General features: G+C 64.7%; 20 protein-coding genes. 10 read left to right on the top strand and 10 right to left on the bottom strand.

The features are described from left to right. Positions 1-80 precede the first annotated feature (80 nt). The 3 genes from J3S28_RS03530 to J3S28_RS03520 are packed head-to-tail and all read right to left on the bottom strand — an operon-like array spanning position 81 to position 3,278. Positions 81-497: a DUF1810 domain-containing protein gene (locus J3S28_RS03530; protein ID WP_207837600.1), complete on the bottom strand. Its 417-nt coding sequence runs from the start codon at positions 495-497 to the stop codon at positions 81-83. A 9-nt stretch (positions 498-506) separates the two neighbouring features. After that, positions 507-1,634 (bottom strand): NAD(P)H-dependent flavin oxidoreductase, encoded by a 1,128-nt coding sequence (locus J3S28_RS03525; RefSeq protein ID WP_207837597.1) that lies wholly within the window; start codon positions 1,632-1,634, stop codon positions 507-509. A 6-nt stretch (positions 1,635-1,640) separates the two neighbouring features. Beyond that, positions 1,641-3,278 carry an acyl-CoA synthetase gene (locus J3S28_RS03520; RefSeq protein WP_207837594.1) on the bottom strand — a complete coding sequence of 546 codons (1,638 nt, stop codon included), beginning with the start codon at positions 3,276-3,278 and terminating at the stop codon, positions 1,641-1,643. A gap of 103 nt (positions 3,279-3,381) precedes the next feature. Between J3S28_RS03520 and J3S28_RS03515 the strand changes: the two genes are divergently transcribed. Then, positions 3,382-4,176 (top strand): crotonase/enoyl-CoA hydratase family protein, encoded by a 795-nt coding sequence (locus J3S28_RS03515; protein WP_207837592.1) that lies wholly within the window; start codon positions 3,382-3,384, stop codon positions 4,174-4,176. A gap of 29 nt (positions 4,177-4,205) precedes the next feature. Here J3S28_RS03515 and J3S28_RS03510 read toward each other — a convergent pair whose 3' ends face one another. From J3S28_RS03510 to J3S28_RS03490, 5 genes are all read right to left on the bottom strand, one after another. Then, positions 4,206-4,838 (bottom strand): TetR/AcrR family transcriptional regulator, encoded by a 633-nt coding sequence (locus tag J3S28_RS03510; RefSeq protein WP_207837589.1) that lies wholly within the window; start codon positions 4,836-4,838, stop codon positions 4,206-4,208. A 6-nt stretch (positions 4,839-4,844) separates the two neighbouring features. Beyond that, positions 4,845-5,519: a TetR/AcrR family transcriptional regulator gene (locus J3S28_RS03505; protein WP_207837587.1), complete on the bottom strand. Its 675-nt coding sequence runs from the start codon at positions 5,517-5,519 to the stop codon at positions 4,845-4,847. 11 nt (positions 5,520-5,530) lie between these two features. Beyond that, a complete protein-coding gene (locus J3S28_RS03500) occupies positions 5,531-5,887 on the bottom strand; it encodes a DoxX-related protein (RefSeq protein WP_237340938.1) in 357 nt (118 codons plus the stop codon). A gap of 66 nt (positions 5,888-5,953) precedes the next feature. Continuing rightward, positions 5,954-7,330, bottom strand: coding sequence for an ABC1 kinase family protein (locus J3S28_RS03495; protein WP_207837585.1), 1,377 nt, complete (start codon positions 7,328-7,330; stop codon positions 5,954-5,956). Further along, positions 7,323-7,979, bottom strand: coding sequence for a TetR/AcrR family transcriptional regulator (locus J3S28_RS03490; protein ID WP_207837583.1), 657 nt, complete (start codon positions 7,977-7,979; stop codon positions 7,323-7,325). The genes J3S28_RS03495 and J3S28_RS03490 overlap by 8 nt, the downstream gene beginning before the upstream one ends. A 74-nt stretch (positions 7,980-8,053) precedes the next feature. Between J3S28_RS03490 and J3S28_RS03485 the strand changes: the two genes are divergently transcribed. Further along, positions 8,054-9,478 carry a cytochrome P450 gene (locus tag J3S28_RS03485; protein ID WP_207837581.1) on the top strand — a complete coding sequence of 475 codons (1,425 nt, stop codon included), beginning with the start codon at positions 8,054-8,056 and terminating at the stop codon, positions 9,476-9,478. A gap of 157 nt (positions 9,479-9,635) precedes the next feature. Beyond that, the gene (locus tag J3S28_RS03480; protein WP_207837578.1) at positions 9,636-10,556 is read left to right on the top strand and encodes a type IV toxin-antitoxin system AbiEi family antitoxin; all 921 of its coding nucleotides are present in this window, start codon (positions 9,636-9,638) and stop codon (positions 10,554-10,556) included. Between the two features lie 86 nt (positions 10,557-10,642). Here the strand turns inward: J3S28_RS03480 and J3S28_RS03475 are convergent, their stop codons facing one another. After that, positions 10,643-11,680, bottom strand: a complete 1,038-nt coding sequence (locus J3S28_RS03475) for an LLM class F420-dependent oxidoreductase (protein ID WP_207837575.1) — start codon at positions 11,678-11,680, stop codon at positions 10,643-10,645. A 66-nt stretch (positions 11,681-11,746) separates the two neighbouring features. On the opposite strand from J3S28_RS03475, the gene J3S28_RS03470 reads away from it, so the two are divergent. Genes J3S28_RS03470 through J3S28_RS03455 form a run of 4 tightly spaced genes read left to right on the top strand, consistent with a single transcriptional unit; the run spans position 11,747 to position 15,473 of the window. Next, positions 11,747-12,766, top strand: a complete 1,020-nt coding sequence (locus J3S28_RS03470; RefSeq protein WP_207837573.1) for a Zn-ribbon domain-containing OB-fold protein — start codon at positions 11,747-11,749, stop codon at positions 12,764-12,766. Further along, a complete protein-coding gene (locus tag J3S28_RS03465; protein ID WP_207837571.1) occupies positions 12,763-13,842 on the top strand; it encodes a thiolase family protein in 1,080 nt (359 codons plus the stop codon). The genes J3S28_RS03470 and J3S28_RS03465 overlap by 4 nt, the downstream gene beginning before the upstream one ends. Next, complete coding sequence (locus J3S28_RS03460) at positions 13,842-15,017, top strand: thiolase family protein (RefSeq protein ID WP_207837569.1); 1,176 nt, start codon at positions 13,842-13,844, stop codon at positions 15,015-15,017. Before J3S28_RS03465 ends, J3S28_RS03460 begins: the two co-directional genes overlap by 1 nt. A gap of 12 nt (positions 15,018-15,029) precedes the next feature. Further along, positions 15,030-15,473, top strand: a complete 444-nt coding sequence (locus J3S28_RS03455) for a nuclear transport factor 2 family protein (protein WP_207837567.1) — start codon at positions 15,030-15,032, stop codon at positions 15,471-15,473. Positions 15,474-15,594: 121 nt separating this feature from the next. Here the strand turns inward: J3S28_RS03455 and J3S28_RS03450 are convergent, their stop codons facing one another. Then, entirely contained in the window at positions 15,595-16,863 is a 1,269-nt protein-coding gene (locus J3S28_RS03450; protein WP_207837565.1) for a cytochrome P450, read from the bottom strand. A 155-nt stretch (positions 16,864-17,018) separates the two neighbouring features. Here J3S28_RS03450 and J3S28_RS03445 point away from each other — a divergent pair, with 155 nt between their 5' ends. The 3 genes from J3S28_RS03445 (at position 17,019) to J3S28_RS03435 (ending at position 20,497) form a co-directional block, all read left to right on the top strand. Then, positions 17,019-18,185 carry a steroid 3-ketoacyl-CoA thiolase gene (locus J3S28_RS03445; RefSeq protein WP_207837563.1) on the top strand — a complete coding sequence of 389 codons (1,167 nt, stop codon included), beginning with the start codon at positions 17,019-17,021 and terminating at the stop codon, positions 18,183-18,185. 6 nt (positions 18,186-18,191) lie between these two features. Next, positions 18,192-18,671: a nitroreductase family deazaflavin-dependent oxidoreductase gene (locus J3S28_RS03440; protein WP_207837561.1), complete on the top strand. Its 480-nt coding sequence runs from the start codon at positions 18,192-18,194 to the stop codon at positions 18,669-18,671. A 122-nt stretch (positions 18,672-18,793) separates the two neighbouring features. After that, positions 18,794-20,497, top strand: a complete 1,704-nt coding sequence (locus tag J3S28_RS03435) for an alkaline phosphatase D family protein (protein WP_207837559.1) — start codon at positions 18,794-18,796, stop codon at positions 20,495-20,497. Positions 20,498-20,686 lie beyond the last annotated feature (189 nt).

The raw sequence follows: 20,686 nt of genomic DNA, 5'->3' as shown, positions 1-20,686 counted from the left end.
TGCACTGGAAAAAGCCGACGGCTGCGACCATATCTGATCACAGCCGTCGGCAGAAGTGCCGGCCTCAGCCGGACAGTTCCCTACTCGAGCAATTCCAGGGTCCGCCCATCGCCTTGACCACCGAAGTACTTGTCGAGCACCGCGACGAACACGTCGTCATCAGGGGCAGCCGCTGCGAACAGCGTCATCGACGACCGCAGTTTCAGATTGTCCGGGTACCCGAAGATCTCCTCTACCGACGCCCCATCGATGTCGACCACGAATCGGGCACACTCGCGGAGCCGGGCGCCGAGCACGTCGTCCGCCAAGTACTCCCGGGCCTCGTCCAGATCTCTGATCGCATACCGCCGGGCCGTCCCACTGTGTGCCAAGCCGTCCAGCTGCGGGAAGACGAACCACATCCAGTGCGAACGCTTGCGTCCGGCACGCAGTTCGGCGGTGACGTCGTCGTACACCGCCGCCTGCGCGTCATGAAACCGTGTCAGGTCACTCGCCATACCGCGAGGCTAGCGAGCCTTTTGCATTCGCTCCACCGCGACGTCGTATTCGCTGACCAGGTCCTTGATGAGATCCTCGGTCGGGGTGATGGCGTCCATGCGCCCGACGATCTGACCGGCCGGCATCGCGACCACACCGGGGTCGTCGGCGGCGGAGATCCGCGCGTGCGCCTCGGCGACCAAGATGTTCTGCAGTGGCATCGGCAACGGCTCGGGGGCGCCGGCCGCATCCCAGGCGTCGGTCCACTTCGTCTTGAGCAGGCGAGCCGGTTTGCCGGAGTAGATCCGCCGGCGCACGGTGTCCCGCGACGTGGCGTTCAGGATGGCCTGCTGGATCACCGAAGGCCCGACTCCCCTCACCCCGAGCTGATACTCGGCGGCCGTCAGCCAGTACGTGCCCATCCAGACCCCCGTCGCGCCCAGTGCCAGCGCGGCAGCGATCTGACGACCGCTGCCGACCCCTCCGGCTGCCAGCACGTGTGCCGCATCGCCCACCGCGTCGACGATCTCGGGCCACAGGATCATGGACGTCACCTCCCCGGTGTGTCCTCCTGCCTCATACCCCTGGGCGATGACCAGGTCGACCCCCGCGGCGACGTGCCGCAGAGCGTGCTCCTTTGCGCCCGCCAGCGCGGCGACCTTGATGCCGTGCGCATGCACGTTCGCGATGACGTCGTCCGGCGGCGATCCCAGCGCGTTGGCGATCAGCTTGATCTGGCCGTACTTGTCCGCGTGGTTCATCGCGACGTCGACGTGCGAGCGGGCCACCGAATGCAGCCAGCCGAGGACGCCGGCGTTCACGCGGTCGCCTTCGGGTAGTCGTGGGACGCCGAGATCATCGAGGGTGCGCTCGACGAAAGCCCGGTGCTCCGGCGGGATCATCGAGTCCAGATCGACCTGCGACCCCTCCGTCGGGATCTTCGCGGGCATGACGATGTCTACGCCGAACGGTTTGCCGTCGGTGTTCTCGCGCATCCAGTCCAGGGTGGCGTCGAGCTCGTCGGCCTCGTTGAAGCGGACGCAGCCCAGCACTCCGAGCCCGCCGGCCCGGCTGATCGCCGCGGCGACATGTTCGGACGGCGTGAAGCCGAAGATGGGGTATTCGATTCCGAACTCGTCGGACAGTGAGGTGCGCATGTGGGGTCAGGCCTTTCGTGAGGCGGTTGCGAGAGTTTCGTCGGCGGGCCGGGATTCGGCGATCTCGACACCCCAGCGATAGTTGGGTTTACCGGCAGGTGACCGTTTGATCTCGTCGACGAACCAGATCGAGCGGGGACATTTGTAGCCGGCGATGTCCTGCCGTGCAACGGCATTGATCTCGTCGAGGGTGGGGCGCAGGCCGTCCCGGGTGGCGACGATTGCGGCAACCCGCTGGCCGTAGCGTTCGTCGGGAACCCCGATCACGACGGTGTCGAAGACATCCGGATGGGCCTTGAGTGCCGACTCCACCTCTTCGGGGTGGATCTTCTCGCCGCCGGAGTTGATGCTGACCGAACCGCGGCCGAGCATCGTGACAGTGCCGTCGTCCTCGACGCGGGCCTGATCGCCCGGGATCGAGTAGCGGATCCCGTTGTACGTCTTGAAGGTCTTGTCGGTCTTGACCGGGTCGTTGTAGTAGCGCAGCGGGATGTGACCGGTGCGGGCCAGGATCCCGACCTCGCCCTTGCCGGGCTCGATGACCGAACCGTCCTCGCGGAGAACGACCGTCGACAGATCGGCCTTGACCCGGGGGCCGCCACCGCTGTGCGAGGTCTCCTTCGAGATGACACCCATACCGGAGAAGCCCGTCTCCGAGGAGCCGATGGCATCGATGATGATCGCGTTGGGGAACTTCTCGATGAACTGATCCTTCACCGACGCCGAGAACAACGCCGCGGATGACGCGACCGAGACCACGGAGCTGATGTCGTAGTCCTTCTCCTCAAGCGCGTCGATCATCGGGCGACCCATTGCATCTCCGGTGATGAAGATGACGTTCACCTTGTGCCGCTCGACGATCTCCCAGGTCTGGTGGGCGCCGAACTCGGGGTACACGATGGCCTTGCCGCCTTGGAACAAGGCCTGGAACACCGCCCACTGTGAACCACCGTGAATGAACGGCGGGATCGGGAAGCGCACCAGCTGTCCGCCGTCGGCGCCGGTCTTCGCGAAGTGCCATTCATCGGTGACGGGGTCGCCGGTGTACCAGTCGATGCCACCGCCGAGGACCCGGAAGACATCTTCCTGCCGCCACACAACACCTTTGGGATTGCCTGTGGTGCCACCGGTGTAGAGCATGTACACGTCGTCGTTCGACCGCGGCTCGAAGTCGCGTTCGGTGCCACCGTCGGCGATGGCCTGTTCGTACGCAAGGCCGTCGACGATCGAGCTGTCGAGGTCACTACCGTCCTCGACGACGATCACCGCGGTGATTTTCGGCGCTTTCGGCAACACGTTCGCGACCTTGCCGACGTACTGGCGCTCGACGATGAGCACCTTCATGTCGGAGTCGGTGAAGATGTGCTCGAGTTCGCTCTCGACGTAACGGAAATTGACGTTGACCATCACCGCGCGCGCCTTGAAGATCGCGACCATGGATTCGACGGCCTCGATGTTGTTCCTGCTGTACAAGCCCACCGACTCGCCGGGCCCGACGCCCAGGCGCCGGAGGGTGTGTGCGAGGCCGTTGGCCCGCTGGTCCAGTTCGGTGTACGTCTCGTGTCGGCCGTCGGTTTCGAGCGCGATCCGGTCGCCCATCAAGTCGACGGCATGCTCGATGAGGTCGGCAATGTTGTAAGCCATACCGTCAAAACTAGAACGTGTTACCGTTTGAAGGCAAGGCCCCACGAGATACGGGTCACAGGCGTCGTACGCCGCCGAGCCATGCCACAAATCAGGAGCACAGATGTCTGACGCCGCCCCCCATTGTCTCGTCGAGAAGCGCGATCACACGCTGATCGTGACGATGAACCGGCCCGAGGCCCGCAACGCACTCTCCGGCGAGATGCTGGGGATCATGAACACGGCGTGGGATCAGGTCGACTCCGACAACGACATCCGGGTTGCGATCTTGACCGGCGCCGGCGGGTATTTCTGTGCGGGGGCCGATCTCAAGAACATGAACAAGTCCGCCCCCGGCGACTCTTTCAAGAGCAAGGGTTTCGATCCGAGCATCCTCGACGCACTCCTCAAGGGCCGCCGGCTGACCAAGCCACTGATCGCTGCGGTCGAGGGCCCGGCGATCGCGGGCGGTACCGAGATCTTGCAGGGCACCGACATCCGGGTGGCCGGCGAGAGCGCGAAGTTCGGTGTGTCCGAGGCCAAGTGGGGTCTCTACCCGCTGGGCGGCTCCGCGGTCCGCCTCGTCCGACAGATCCCGTACACCGTGGCCGCAGAGATCCTGCTGACCGGACGTCACATCACGGCGACCGAAGCCCTCGACTACGGGTTGATCGGTCACGTCGTCCCCGACGGGACCGCGCTGGACAAAGCACTCGAACTCGCCGCCCAGATCGCGGCCAACGGACCCGTCGCCGTTCAGGCAATCCTCAAGACGATTCGCGACACCGAGGGCATGCACGAGAAAGACGCCTTCAAGCTCGACGGTGACCTAGGCGCCAAGGTGTTCATGAGCAAGGACGCCAAGATCGGCCCGAAGGCGTTCGCGGAGAAGCAGACCCCGGTCTTCACCGGGGAGTAGCGCGGGTTGGCCAACCGAACCGGTTCCCGCTATTGCGCGTTGGTGCCGTAACAGAGGAAGCCGACCACCGTCTGAACGGTCGATTCCACGTCGACGAGTGCCGTGTTGTCCAGGATGAGTGGCAGTACCGCACCCATCAGGCACGAGACCACGGCCTCACCCGCGAACTCGACGTTGATGTCTTCGCGGAGGTATCCGTCCTCGATGCCGTACCGGATGTATTGACCGCACAGCTGCCCGAGCTGCCCGTAGCTGCCGACCATGGTCTTCAACGCGGCCTCGTCGATGCCCGGAGCCTCCATCGCGAGAAACGTCAGCACATGTGGACGTTCGTTCGCGTACTCGACGAGCCTGCGGACCAGCGTGCCGAGGGCGTCCACGAACTCCGATTCCGTACGCGGACGCGGGCGATGCAGCTCGGCCACCGAGACCAGTTCGGACAGCTCCCGGGACAGCAGCGCGTCGAGGGCGTCCCGCTTGTTGTCGAAGTAGTTGTAGAACGTGCCGTGGCTGCAGCCGATGCGGGCGACGATTTCCGCTACGCCGACCTCGCCGTAGCCGTACTCGACAAACGTCTCCAGAGCAGCGTCGAGAAGCTGGATACGACGGATCCGCGTCCGCCTGGTGTCGGATCGACCCGCGCCGACCATGGGTTGCGCCATCAGTCTCTACGCCCCGCGCTTCATCAATCCATGGAACGCGATGTCGCTGGCCCCGCCGACGAATTGCGCACGTTTGTCGGCATCGTTGTCCGAGATGATGGACCTGACCAGACCCGGCATCGCCATCATCATCAGCAATCGCGCGATGATCGGCTTCTGCTCGGCGGACAACTCGAGCCACCCCTTGTCGATAGCCCGGGTCAGCGACTGCGAGACCATCGAGTTGATCATCGCCTCGAGCCCCACGACGCGCGTCTTCAATTCCTTGTCGATCGCGCTGGCCTGCACCCCGATCAACTTCAGCATCGCAGGCTCTCTGTCGATCATCGCGTAAAGCCGCTCGCTCACGACACCGATCTGCGTGACCATGTCCTGCGCGGAGTCGGGGTCGGCTGCCAGAAGCGCAGTGGGGTCCACGGTCGCAAACGCGCGTTCGACCGCCCAGTCGAAGACCTGATCCAGCAATTCACGCTTGCTGCTCACGTATCGGTAGACGGTGCCCTGGCCGATGCCGGCCTGCTGGGCGATCTCCGCGATGGACGTCCCGTGGTAACCGCGCTCGGTGAGTACCTCGAACGCGGCCTCGATGATCTGGGTGCGACGTTGGTCGGCCAGACCTTCGACCTTGGGGCGGCCGCGGGGACGGCGCGCGGGGGCTTGCACAGGGGGTTGCTCTGTCATCAGGCGAGCGTTCAGGCCGAGGCGATCCGGCTGCCGAGGAAGCCGACGTAGCCGACCAGACCGACCAGTCCGAACAATCGGGTCGACCGGTTGGCAATCGCCAGCCCGATCACGGTTTCCGTCGCCCCGTTGGCATATATCCATTCCCGGGTGTTCTCCGGAAAAGCCGGCCTGGTGATCGATTCGAACAATTGGGGGCGGACGAAATGAGCCACTCCGGTACCGGCAATTCCCGCACCGATGATCCTCGGGAGCACCGAATCGGCGGTTTTCACCGCGATCACGGTCGGGTTCTTCGACGCCACGCCTGCGACAACTTTTTCCACTGCGGCAACCTTCTTGCCACGGCGATTTCCAACCAACGTCATGCTCCACCTCTCGTCGCGGTCAACACTATCGAAGCCTTTGCGGCGCCGACGACCGACGGGCGGAGTTTATCCCGCATTCTTTCGGCGCCATTGGGCAATCGACTCACCCATCGGCGTGGCGGGCCGCGGTTCGTAGAGCCATTCCCGCGCGATCGCCCCCCACGGCGCAGTCGCACGCAACCGACCGAGAAGAGCGCACACGCTCATCTCCGTGCGGCGCGAGAACGCGTGCGTGTCGAGCAGATTCTGCTGACGGATCTGCCCGAAATGCCCCGACCCTGGCAACACCGCGGACGCGAACACCCGGCGTGCGAGCTCGTCGGTCATGGTGACCGGTCGCGGATCCAGGTGCCATCCGGCCACTGCCCGCATGTACCCGACTGCGTCGTCCATACCCATCGCAGCCGGGTCCGTGATGAAACCGGCTTCGACGATCATCTGGTAGACCTCGGCGTCACGCCCTTCCATCAGCGCCCTGAAGGCATTGCGCTGCAACGCTATATCGTCCGCCGCCATTCTGAGATACAGGCCGAAGTCGAGGAAACCCAGCTTGCCGTCCGGTAGGACGAGGACATTGCCGGGGTGCGGATCAGCGCAGAACTCACCGAGGTCATAGACACCGCCGCAGTAAAAGCGGTACACGGCCTCACCGATCCGATCCCTCTCCGCGACAGGCAGATCGATGGCCTCGGCGAAGCTGATCCCGTCGAGGTATTCGGTCACCAGCACCCGATCGGTGGACAGTTCGGGGATCGGCTCGGGTATCCGCCAGCTCGGATGGTCCCGGTAGAAGTCGTACATTCGAACATGATTGGCGAGCTCGGTGCGATAGTCGAGCTCCGCGAGCACCCGCCTGCTGACCTCGGCGACGATCGGATCGAGGTCGACACCGGGCAGCCTGCCCCGACCGAGTCGCACGACCAGCGCCAAATTTTTCAGATCGGCCCGGACCGCCGAACCTATGTCCGGGTACTGGATCTTGATCGCGACCTCACGGCCACCCCCGTCTCCAGTGCCGTCGAGCGTGGCCCGATAGACCTGCCCGATCGACGCCGCCGCGATCGGAACCGGGGTCACCGTGAGACGCGCGCGTGCCGCCTTGCCCAACTGGGCGTCGAGGATCGACAACATGACGGCGTCGTCGACGGCAGGCGCGCTGTCGAACAATGGGGCCAGCCGGGCCGCGAACTCCGCCCTAGTGGCCGGAGAGCTCAGACCCACGTCGAACATCGACAACATTTGACCGAGCTTGAGCGCCGCGCCCTTCATGCTGCCGATCACGGTGACGAGTTCGTCGGCGAACCGCAGGATGGCGTCGTCGCGCTTGCGCGCATTTGCGGCATCACTGCGCAGCGGCGCGCTCAACTTGGCCGTCGTCGACCGCACCGCGTGCCCGGCCACCACCCGGCCCAGCTTCTGGCCGCGGTCGGCGCGATCAGCCATCGGCCGGCCCGCGCCGTGCGGCGTCATCGATCAAGACAGCCAAGTTCGCCGGCCGGGCGGCGTCCGGCAAACCGAACAGGGCACCCAGCAGTGCATGCTCGGCCATCTGGCGAAGATCGACGGCGTCCACGCCGTCGTCATCGGGATCGGCCAACCAGGTATGGCAGGCGGTACGGATCATGACGAGCCAGCTGCGCACGGTGATCTGCAGCAGCCGCGGGTGCGACCCGCCGGGATCGAGCGCTGCCAGGATACGTTCTTCCTGCACCCGGGTCGATTCTTCGATGATGGCGATGACGTCGGGATCGGAACTGGCGGCTCCCTGATAAATGGCTTGTGCGCCATAACGATTGGTGCGGCAGTTGGCGAGGTAGACGTCGATGCCGTGCCGGAGTTGGTCGAGCACACCCAGCGCGGGATCTGGGGTCGAGTCGGCCATCATCGCCTGGGTCTCACGCCTGACGAGCTCGGCGAAGAACGCGCGTTTGGTGGGGAAGTAGTGATACAGCAGCCCCCGGGAGACTCCCGCCAGCTCGGCAACCTGCTCTATGTGGACGTCGTCGTAGTGCTGGTCCGCGAAGAGTTGAGCGCCCAGATCGAGCAGCTGCCTGCGGCGTTCCTCGGGAGACAGACGAGTACGTGCGGCCACCTGGCCATACTACTTGACACAGGTTCAATAGCGGCACACAATTACTATTGAACCCATCTCCAATAAGGAGCATCATGGCCGCAACCACCGAGCTGCCCACACCGCGTGACCTCGTCGGCCCGAACACCTGGGGACAGCAATTCCCCCACCCACCCGGCCGGCTCCGCCTACTCGGAGACGTCCGCTCGATCAAGATCGGCGGCCCGGTCCTGAGCATGCTCGACTGGCCCGAAGAGATCTGGCCGATTGTGCAGTTCCAGGCGTTTCGACAGCGATTCGTGTTCGCCGGCAGCGCCGAGATCGCGGCGGAACTCTGCGACGAATCCCGGTTCGAGAAGGTTCTGACGCCGGGGGTTGCGGCGCTGCGTTCCTTCGCCGGCGACGGGCTGTTCACCGCCGCGACCGACGAGCCCAATTGGCGACTGGCGCATGATCTCCTGATGCCCGCCTTCACCAAGTCGGCGATGCAGAACTACCACCCGCTCATGCTCGATGCGATCTCCGAACTCTTCACCTTCTGGGAACGGCGCGGCGACGTCATCGATGTCGCACCCGATATGACCCGACTGACGCTGGAGACCATCAGCCGGGCCGCGTTCGGTGAAGATCTCGGGTCGTTCGAGCGCGACACCCCGCACGCTTTCGTATCTGCGATGATCGCCGCCCTCAAGACTGGCCAGCGCACAGGGGGACTCTCGGGACTTCCCGGTGCGAGGGCACTGTCCGCGTTGATGATCCGGTCGAATGCCCGTCACCAGCGTTACATCGACACGATGCTCGACGAGCTGATCGCCGGTCGTCGCCAACGTGGGGATGGCGGTGAGACCGACCTCTTGGCGATCATGCTCACCCAGAACGCCGCACGGGAGCACGACGTGCTCGATGATCGCAACATCGGCTATCAGATCCTCACCTTTCTCGTTGCCGGACATGAGACAACCTCTGGCGCACTGTCATTCGCGCTATACCATCTGGCGCAGGACAGAGAACTACTCGCTCGCGCGCATGCGGAGGTCGATTCGATCCTCGATGCAGACGCGGAACCGGCCTTCGAGCAGGTGGCCAAGTTCCGACTGCTTCGACGCATCATCGACGAATCGCTACGCCTGTGGCCCACCGCTCCGGGTTTCTCCCGCGGACCGATCGAGCCCACCGTCGTCGCCGGTAGGTATGAGATGGCGCCGGGTGATTGGGCCATCGTGCACCTACCGAAGTTGCATCGTGATCCCGCTGTCTGGACCGAACCTCCACGTTTCGACCCCGACCGCTTCCTCGCCGCCGAGGTCAAGAAGCGTCCTGCCCATTCGTACAAACCCTTCGGCACCGGCGAACGAGCCTGCATCGGCAGGCAATTCGCACTCCACGAATCCGTCCTGCTCCTTGCCCGCCTGCTCCAGCGGTACGACTTCGAACCCGCCGATCCCGGCTACGAATTGGCCATCACCGAACGCCTCACGCTGATGCCGTCGGGGCTTCGATTGCGCATTCGGCGGCGTTGACCTCACTCACGCCCACCTCAGTGCGCCACGCACATGTTCAAACATGGGCGCGGCGCATTGCAACGGGCGCGAGGTGGTTATCCACAGTCGGACCGGCTGTCCACAGACATGCCTCCGTCGAGGTCGAGCCCATGACAGCTGGGCCCATCATTGGTCGATGGACACCAACCAGTGGCAGGGCGCCGTCACCCGCGGGGAACTGATTGCCGAGGGGCACAGCCCTTCTGAGATTCGGACAGCTCTACATGACAACACGATGAGGTCCCTGGCGCCTGGCATCTACGCGAGTCCGGCGTTGTGGAATGAGTCGATGGAGACCCGACACGGCGAACTCAGCAAGGCAACGTTGCGCAAGCTCGGTGGCAACTACGTTCTCGGCGCGCAATCCGCGGCGGCGGTCTACGGATTACCGCTGTGGGGCGTGGATCCGCGGGTTGTCCACCTCGTTCAACCGACCACCAACTCCGGGACCGGGTCCCGAAACTCCAAGCGCATCCGGATTCACCGCGACGCACGCCGGAACGCCTCGATGCGGATCAACGGTGTCCTGGTCAGCAGCCCCGCACGCGCGATCGTCGACCTGGCGCGTCGGACGTCGACCGCATCCGCAGTCGTGACGGGCGACGCGGCACTTCACCGCGGACTGTGCACCGTCACGGAGTTACTCGCCGAACTCGACTTGATCGCCGGCTTCCCCGGCCACCCGAAAGCACGGCGGGCCGTCGAGATGATGGACGCGCGGAGCGAATCAGCGCTGGAGAGTCGAAGCCGAGTGTCAATGCACGATGCCCGACTTCCGATGCCCACACTCCAGTACGAGGTCCTCGACAACCACGGACGATTTCTCGCCCGCGTCGATTTCGCCTGGGTCGAGCACCGGGTGATCGGAGAGGCCGACGGAGTGGTCAAGTACGAGAACGAAGACGTCCGATCGGTACTCGACCGAGAAAAATATCGCGCCGACCGGATCGTCGAGCAGGGTTGGCGGATCGTTCGGTGGTCGTCCGCGGATCTCGACACCCCGCGTCTGGTCGCGAACCGTATCCGTCATGCGCTCTCGCAGTCACGGGTTGCGTGACCGCGCCCACCGAGAAGCGCGACGCCCATGTGTGAACACAGGCGTCGGGCACTAATGTGGGTGTGGGTAATTTAGAACATGTTCACTCAGACGAGAGTGCCCAGTCGGGTGATCTGCTCGACGTCGCGGGTGGTCACCATGAGCATGCTGACGCCGGCCTGCTCCCAACGTTTGATCTGACCCCGGACCGACTCCTCGTCGCCCACGATCAACGTCTCGAGGACCATTTCGTCCGGCACCGCGGCGATGGCTTCTTCCTTGCGTCCCGACAGGAACTTCTCGCCGATGTCCCGGACCACGTCTGCGTACCCCATCCGCCGGTAGACCTCGGCGTGGAAGTTCTGCTCCTTGGCACCCATCCCACCGACATACAACGCGGTCGACGGACGGTAGGCGTCGATGACCGCGGCCACGTTGTCGGTGATCTCGACCTGGACCGTGGCGGCGACCTCGAAGGTGTCGCGGGTACGCCGCGCCCCGACACGGGCGAAGCCTTCGGCGAGCCACTGCTCGTACATGTCCGACAGCCTCGGGGTGTAGTAGATCGCGAGCCATCCGTCGGCGATCTCGGCGCTCAGCGCGACGTTCTTCGGACCCTCGGCACCGAGCCAGATGGGCAGGTCACTGCGTAGAGGATGGGTGATCGGCTTGAGCGACTTGCCCAGCCCGGTCGATCCCGGAGCGTCGGCCGGATAGGGCAACGGATAGTGAGGTCCGGCATTCGTGACCCGGTCCTCTCGAGCGAGCACGTCGCGGATCACCTGGACGTACTCCCGGGTCCGCGCGAGCGGCTTCCCGAAGGGTTCGCCGTACCAGCCTTCGACCACCTGTGGCCCTGATACCCCGAGCCCGAGGATGTGCCGACCACCGGAGAGATGATCGAGGGTCAGGGCGTGCATCGCCGCGGAGGTCGGTGGCCGCGCCGAGAGCTGGGCGATACCGGTCCCCAGCGTGATCGTGGACGTCTGCGAACCCCACCAGGCGAGCGGGGTGTACGCATCCGATCCCCAGGACTCAGCGGTGAACACGGCGTCGTATCCGGCGGCCTCGGCGGCGGCGATCAATGCCGGTGCGTCGGGTATCGGCGCGGCCCCCCAATACCCCAGTTGCAAACCCAGCTTCATGCGCCTGTGACCTCCTGATCGATCAAGTCCTTGCGAACAAATCTAGAACCTGTTCTACTCGATTCTGTGAGCGTCAGCCAGATATCCGCAGGATTCGCAGCCGTAGTCGCACCGATCGAGGACCCGGACGATCCGGTCCTGTCCGCGCCACTGCACAACGCCTTTGATTACACACGGTCGCTCGGACCGGTCCTCGGGCGCTTCGCCCGAGGCCTGCTCGACGGCAAGATCATCGGTGGACGCAGCGCGGACGGCACCGTATACGTCCCTCCCGTCGAGTTCGATCCCGTCACCCTCGCCCAGATCGACGACTTCGTCGAGGTGTCCGAGGTGGGCACCATCAAGTCGTGGAGCTGGATGGCAGAACCGATTGAGGGTCAACCCCTTTCGCAGCCGTTCGCGTGGGCTCTCATCGAACTCGACGGCGCCGGGAGCAGCCTCCTCCACGCCGTCGCCGCCGAAAGCGCCGGCGACCTGAGCACCGGGGCCCGCGTCCACGCGGTGTGGAAGACCGCCCGGACCGGCCGCATCGATGACATCGACCATTTCGCGCTGGGCGAGGACACCGAACCGGCCGAGCCCAACACCAACGAGCCGTCTGACACCGACGGCGTCATGATCACGACACCGCTCGGACTGACGATCGACCACACCGCGTCGGTCGAGGAGACCTGGTATCTGCAGGGCCTCAAAGAGGGCAAGCTCTACGGCGGCCGCACCGGACCCGACGCCCCGGTCTACTTCCCACCCCGCGGCGCCGACCCCACCGACGGCAACCCGACGGGTGAACGCGTCGAGGTTTCCGACAAGGGCGTGGTCACCACGTTCTGCATCGTCAACGTGCCGTTCCTCGGCCAGCAGATCAAGCCGCCCTACGTGGCCGCGTACGTGCTGCTCGACGGTTCCGACATCCCGTTCCTGCACCTCATCCTCGACGTCGAGGCCGCGGAGGTGCACATGGGCATGCGGGTCGAAGCGGTCTGGCGGCCCCGCGAGGAGTGGGATCACACCCTGCGCAACATCAGCCATTTCCGTCCGTCGGGCGAACCCGACGCCGACTACGACTCGTACAAGGATCACCTGTGACCAGCACCCATCGCGAGATACCGCCGATAGCGGTTATCGGCTTCGCACACAGTCCGCACGTCGACCAGACCTGGGGCACCACCAACGGTGTCGAGATGCTGGTCCCCTGCTTCCAGAAGCTCTACGCCGACCTCGGCATCGTCCGTACCGACATCGACTTCTGGTGCTCGGGATCGTCGGATTATCTTGCCGGTCGGGCTTTCTCGTTCATCTCCGCGATCGACTCCATCGGCGCTGTACCGCCGATCAACGAGTCACACGTCGAGATGGACGCCGCCTGGGCGCTCTACGAGGCGTGGGTGAAGATCGCGACCGGCGAGGTCGACGTCGCGCTCGCCTACGGTTTCGGAAAGCCGTCGGCGTCCAACACCGACCAGGTGCTGACCCTGCAGACCGATCCGCACACCGTCGCGCCACTCTGGCCAGACGCCCGGTCGCTGGCGGCGCTGCAGGCGCGGGCCGGCATCGACTCCGGAGCCTGGACCGAAGCCGACATGGCCGCGGTCGCCGCTCGCGGTAACGACACCTCCGCCGAAGAACTGTTGAAGAACGACTACGTCGCGAACCCCCTTCGCGCCCACGACACCTGCCGTTACACCGACGGCGCCGCAGCGATCATCCTCGCCAGCGAACACCGGGCCCGGGAACTCGTCGCCAACCCGGCCTGGATCACCGGATGGGACCACCGCATCGACACCCCGAACTTCGGGGCCCGTGACCTCACGAGGTCGCCCTCGACGAAGCTCGCCGGAGACACGGTGCTCGGCCACAACCGCAAGGTGGATGTGGCCGAACTGCACGCGCCGTACACCCACCAAGAACTGATCATCAAAGCCGAACTCAGCCTTGATGACTCGGTCGTCATCAACCCCTCGGGCGGCGCTCTCGCCGCCAATCCGCTGTTCTCGGCCGGACTCGAACGCATTGGGTTCGCGGCCACCGCGATCCTGAACGGTGACGCCGGCACCGCGCTCGCCCATGCGACCAGCGGCCCGCTGTTGCAGCAGAACATGGTCGTCTCCCTGGCCGGAGACGCAGCCGAAGGCGGAGCTCGACCAGCGAAAGGCAAGAACTGATGGGGCGTTATCGCGCGGCGGTGCTCGGCACCGGTCAGACCAAATACGTTGCCAAACGCCATGATGTCTCGATGGCCGGACTGTGCCGCGAAGCCATCGACAAGGCACTGATCGACGCGCAGGTGTCGATGGACGACATCGATGCCATCGTCATCGGAAAGGCACCCGATCTCTTCGAGGGCACCATGATGCCCGAACTCGCGCAGGCACAGTCGCTCGGCGCCGAGGGTAAGCGACTCATCCGCGTCCACACCGCCGGATCGGTCGGCGGATCGACCGCGAACGTCGCCGCGTCACTGGTGACCTCGGGTGTGCATCGCCGCGTCCTCGCCATCGCGTGGGAGAAGCAGTCCGAGTCGAATGCCATGTGGGCGTTGTCGATCCCGGTTCCGTTCACGATGCCGGTCGGTGCCGGTGCGGGCGGCTTCTTCGCACCCCACATCCGGTCGTACATCCGGCGTACCGGCGCACCCGACCACATCGGCGCCATCGTCGCGGCGAAGGACCGGCAGAACGGCGCCCTCAATCCGTTGGCGCATTTGCACCAACCCGACATCACCGTCGAGAGCGTGATGGCATCCCAGATGCTCTGGGATCCGGTCCGCTACGACGAGACCTGTCCGTCATCGGACGGTGCGTGTGCCGTGGTCATCGCGGACGAAGAGACCTCAGATGATGCTGTCGCCAAGGGTGTCCCGGTCGCCTGGATCCATGCATCGGCGATGCGCACCGAACCCCTCGCCTACTCGCACCGCGACACCGTCAGCCCGCAGGCCGGCCGCGACGCCGCCGCTGCCCTGTGGAAGGCCGGCGGCATCTCCAATCCACTCGAGGAGATCGACACCGCAGAGATCTACGTTCCGTTCTCCTGGTTCGAGCCCATGTGGCTGGAGAACCTCGGGTTCGCAGCAGAGGGCGAGGGCTGGAAACTGACCGAGTCCGGCGAGACCGCCATCGGGGGCAAGCTCCCGGTCAACGCCTCCGGCGGTGTGTTGTCATCGAATCCGATCGGCGCCTCGGGCATGATCCGTTTCGCCGAGGCGGCCATCCAGGTGCAGGGCAAAGCCGGCGATCATCAGGTCAAGGATGCCCGCAAGGCACTCGGTCACGCGTATGGTGGTGGCTCACAGTACTTCTCGATGTGGCTCGTAGGCGCCGACAAACCCACCCACTGATCGGATCAGACCATGACCAAAGCAGAACCCGCCTACCTGAACATCGATCGGGCGAACAACCCGGCGGTGGTCGCCGGACGCCTCTCCCGCGAATACGTCGGCTCACGGAACAAGGCGGCCTGGGTCAATCTCTTCGCCGAGGACGGCATCGTGCAGGATCCGGTGGGTCCGTCGATGTTCGACGAAGAAGGCATCGGATTCACAGGGCACGATCGCATCAGCGATTTCTGGGACCTGTCGATCGGGACCACCGAGCAGATCGAGTTCGCCTTCGACGAAGAGATCATCTGCGGCAACGAGGTCGCCTACATCGGCAAGATCGTCACCCACATCCACGGCCACATCTCCGAAGCCCGTGGAGTGTTCACCTACCGCGCGAACGACGACGGCAAACTCGTGGCGCTGCGGGCGTTCTGGGAAGTCGAGAAGACGATCAACTCGGTACGCAAGGCCTAGCCCAAGCCCCGATCTTGGTGGGTTTTGGCGAGAGTTTCCGCAGGTGACGCTCACCAAAACCCACCATTTTCGGGACACGAGAAAGCCCCCCGACCTTTGGCCGGGGGGCTTTCTCGTGTGGCTAGCTGCCGTAATTGACCGACAGTTCCTTGACGCCGTTGATCCAGCCGTGGCGCAGCCGGCGAGGCTCGGCCAGCTTGGTGATGTCAGGCATGTGATCGGCGATCGCATTGAAGATCAGGTTGATCTCCATGCGGGCCAGGTTGGCACCGACACAGTAGTGCGCGCCGTGGCCACCGAAACCGACGTGCGGGTTCGGGTCGCGCAGGATGTTGAACTCGAAGGGCTTGTCGAAGACGTCCTCGTCGAAGTTCGCCGATCCGTAGAACATACCGACGCGCTGGCCCTTCTTGATCTCCTGACCACCCAGGACCAGGTCGTGCTTGGCGGTGCGCTGGAAGGCGTTGACCGGAGTCGCCCAGCGGACGATCTCGTCCGCGGTGGTGGCCGGGCGATCACGTTTGAAGAGCTCCCACTGATCCGGGTTGTCGAGGAACGCATTCATGCCGTGGCTGATGGCGTTACGGGTGGTCTCGTTGCCGGCGACGGTCAGCAGGATCACGAAGTAGCCGAACTCGATCTCGTCGAGCGACTGTCCGTCGATGTCCGCGTTGACGAGCGCGGTGACGATGTCATCGGCCGGACACTTCTTACGTTCCTCGGCCATTGTGTACGCGTATCCGAGGATCTCGGCCGACGACAGCTGGGCTGGGGTCAGCCCGGATTCGTCATCGACCTCGTTGAACTCCGGATCGTCGGCGTTCATCATGTTGTTCGACCAGTGGTACAGCTTCTCCCGGTCGGCCTCGGGAACTCCCAGCAGATCCGCGATCGCCATGAGCGGCAAATTGATCGCGACGTCTTCGACGAAGTCTCCGTTGCCCTTTGCCGCGGCGTCCTTGACGATCTTCTGTGCCGCATCTTCGAGCTTCTCTTCGATGGCATGTACCGCCTTGGGCGTGAACAGCTTCGAGATCAGCTTGCGCAGACGGGTGTGCTCCGGCGGATCGTGGTTGATCAGCAGAGCTTTCGTGATGTCGAGCTGTTCGGACGTCATCGCGTCGTCGAACCGCATGATCACACCGTTTTCGTTGGTGGACCAGTTGTCGTTGTTCTTCGAGATCGCGCGCACATCCTCGTGCTTGCTGACGACCCAATAACCGCCGTCGCTGAAGCCACCGCCTTTACCCTCGGCTTGAGCGTTCCACCAGACCGGCGACGTCTTCCGCAGCTCTGCGAATTCCGTCACCGGGATCCCTTGTTCCAACAGGTCAGGGCTGGTGAAATCGAAACCCTCTGCGAACGGGCACACCTTCTCGGCCTGCGTCATTGCAACCACCTAAATGCTAGACATGAACGTGTTCTAGTTCGATGGTAGAGCACAATGCTGAACAATGGCTACTACCTGCTGGAATAGGACTTGTGTCCAGTTGACAACTTGTTCTAGTTTCGAATTCACCGCATCACGCACTCGAAGGGATTGACATGGGAAAACCGGTAATAGTCGAGGCCACCCGCACTCCGATCGGCAAGCGAGCGGGGTGGCTGTCGGGCCTACATCCGGCAGAACTCCTTGGCGCGGCGCAGAAGGCCGTGATCGAGCGGGCAGGGATCGACCCGTCTGAGATCGAGCAGGTGATCGGTGGCTGCGTGATGCAGGTGGGGGCACAGTCGAACAACGTCACGCGCACCGCGTGGCTCCATGCCGGCCTGCCCTGGCAGACCGGTGCCACCACGATCGATTGCCAGTGCGGGTCCGCACAGCAGGCCAACCACCTGATCGCCGGCCTGATCGCGTCCGGCACCATCGACGTCGGTATCGCCTGCGGCGTCGAGTCGATGACGACGGTGCCGCTCGGCGCCAACGTGATGGTCGAGAACGCCGGACTGCGACGGCCCGAATCCTGGGACATCGACATGCCCAACCAGTTCGAGGCGGCCGAGCGCATCGCGACCCGTCGCGGCATCACCCGCGCCGACGTCGACGCCCTCGGCGAACGGAGCCAGCGGCTGGCCAAGCAAGCGTGGGACGAGGGCCGCTACGACCGTGAGGTGTTCTCGCTCAAGGCCCCCGAACGCACCAAGGAAGGCGAACTCACCGGCAACGTCCTCGACGTCGTCCGCGACCAGGGTTTGCGCGACACCAGCCTGGAGTCGCTCGCGAAGCTCAAGCCCGTCATCGACGGCGGCATCCACACGGCGGGGACCTCCTCGCAGGTCTCCGACGGCGCAGCGGCGGTCCTGATCATGGACGAGGACAAGGCAAAGGCGCTGGGCCTGCGACCCCGTGCGCGTTTCGTCTCACAGGCACTGGTCGGCGCAGAGCCGTACTACCACCTCGATGGACCCGTGCAGGCCACCGAACGGGTGCTCGCCAAATCCGGGATGAGCATCTCCGACATCGACCTGTTCGAGGTCAACGAAGCGTTTGCCTCCGTGCTGCTGTCGTGGGCGTCGGTGCATGATCCCGACATGGACAAAGTCAACGTCAACGGGGGCGCCATCGCGATCGGGCATCCCGTGGGATCCACCGGATCCCGGCTCATCACCACCGCGCTGCACGAGCTGGAGCGGTCGGACAAGTCGACCGCCCTCATCACGATGTGCGCCGGCGGCGCGCTCTCGAGCGGCACCATCATCGAGCGGATCTGAGGCCCGGTGCCGAACCAGGAACCACCCAAGGCCCTCAACTCCAAGGCCGTCAGCACGATCGTCAAGCTGTCGTCGCGGGCGAACACCAAGATCTACAAACTCACCGGAGGCAAGGTAGGTGCCAAGTGGCGCGTCGGGGCGGGATTCAAGGATCCGGTGCCGGTCATCCTCCTGACCACCATCGGCCGCAAGTCCGGGAAGCCGCGGACGGTGCCGCTGCTCTTTCTACGAGACGGCGCGAACGTGGTGGTCGTGGCCTCGCAGGGTGGCATGGCATCCAATCCTGCGTGGTATCTCAACATCACCGCCAACCCCGATGTGAGCATCCAGGAGGGCAAGAAGACATCGGTGATGCGGGCCCGTGAAGCCGACGACGCCGAGCGGGAGCGTCTGTGGCCCAAACTCGTCGATGTCTACGCCGATTTCGACCAGTACCAGGAGTGGACCGACCGCAAGATTCCGGTGATCATTTGCGAGCCGCGCTGAACAAGGTCTCGACGGGCCCGGCCGACGACCCGAGAGTTCATCGCAGCGACGACAAGAATTCTCCGCAAAGGTCACCGGTCGGTGCACCCGAGGCCGCGAGGTGTGCCAGGATTCGATGCGCAATGACATCGAATCCAGACCCCCGCCCCGAGCCGGGCCCACAGCCATCTTGGACCCAGCCGTCACGTCGCGCATTTCTCGGCGGCGCCGCCATCGGCACCGTCGGCATCCTCGGAACGGTGTACGCAGGCAATGCCACGGCAGCGCCCGCGCCTGCGGCGGAGGTGTTCCGTCACGGGATCGCCTCTGGCGACCCACTGCCCGATCGCGTCATCCTGTGGACGCGCGTGACGCCGACAGCCGATGCGACCCCGGGGTCGGGCCGCGGCAGCGCGACGACGATCCGCTGGGAAGTGGCAACCGATCCGGGCTTCGGGTCGGTGGTGTCGTCGGGGACCACGACCACCGACGCCGGTCGCGACCTCACGGTCAAGGTGGACGTGGGCGGACTGAGCCCGAACACCGGTTATCACTACCGCTTTCACGTCGTCGACGGTCCTGCCGCGGGAACAGTCTCGCCGGTTGGGCGCACGAAAACGGCGCCTGCCACCGCCGCAGATGTGGCCAAGGTCCGGTTCGGGGTGGTGTCCTGCGCCAACTGGGAGGCCGGGTATTTCAGCGCGTACCGGCACCTTGCCGCGCAGCCGAATCTCGATGCGATCGTGCACCTCGGCGACTACATCTACGAGTACGGAATCGGTGAATACACCGGAAAGAACGGTCCGGTCCGACGTCACGAACCGGCGCACGAGATCGTCTCCGTGGCGGACTACCGGATCCGGCACGCCCAGTACAAGACCGACCCCGATCTGCAGTTGGCCCATCGAGACGTGCCCTGGATCTGCACCTGGGACGATCACGAGGCCGCCAACGACGCCTGGGCCTCCGGCGCCGAGAACCACAGTGCCGCCGAAGGTGATTGGCCGGCCCGCAAGGCCGCCGCGGAACAGGCTTACTACGAGTGGATGCCCGTGCGACCAGTTCCCGACGCCGGCGGCAGGCACCTCTACCGCAGGTTGCGGTACGGCAATCTGCTCGAGCTGTCGATGCTGGACCTGCGGACCTATCGGACCGAACAACCAGACACGACCTCGAACGCCGCCGACAATCCCGCGGCCACCATCACCGGTGCCGCCCAGATGTCCTGGCTGACCAACGGTGTCGTGTCCTCACCGACGCGGTGGAAGATCATCGGCAACCCGGTGATGATCAGCCCCATCCTCATCCCGCCGCTGGAACCCCGCACCACCGCTGCGCTCACCGATTTGCTCGGCGTACCCAGGGCGGGCATCCCGCTGAGCTCGGACCCATGGGACGGCTACACCGCCGACCGCCTGCGTCTCTATCGAGCGTTGCGCGACAACGGCATCGAGAACACCGTCTTCATCACCGGCGACATCCACATGTCGTTCGCCTGCGACCTGCCGAACGACCCCGCCAACTACCCGGGGGCAGGCACAGTGGGGACCGAGTTGGTGACGCCCTCGGTGACGTCGAGCAACGTCGACGATCTCGTCGGGGCACCGGAGTACACGGTCGGCAATGTCGCCGCAGCGGCACTGACGAATGTGAACCGGCACCTCCGTTGGGTCGACACCGACGCTCACGGCTATGCGGTGCTCACGGTGACCGACGCTGCGACCCAGATGGATTGGTATTTCGTCAACAATCGTGACGACCCGCGATCAGGCCAGCGCTACGGTCAGTCCTGGCGGGTGCCGAGTGGCTCGCAGAAGGTCGGTCCGGTCGGACGCCCGGCCGGGTAGCTCGGCCCGGCGTGCGTCGCTTTCGCATATCACGGACTTATCACACGCACCGAAGTACACCCTTTCGCGGCGCCGAAACAATAAACGGTGAGCAATTTCGACCAACCGGTGCACTTTGTCGTGCGATAAGCTAACTTATTCTCCAAAGCGGACATTTCACCAATCCCGTCGGGCGTTCGATTCGGAGGG

Origin of the sequence: Williamsia soli (genome assembly GCF_017377795.1) — a bacterium.
Taxonomy (GTDB): Bacteria; Actinomycetota; Actinomycetes; order Mycobacteriales; family Mycobacteriaceae; genus Williamsia; species Williamsia soli.
This window is presented reverse-complemented; position numbering and strand designations above follow the sequence as displayed.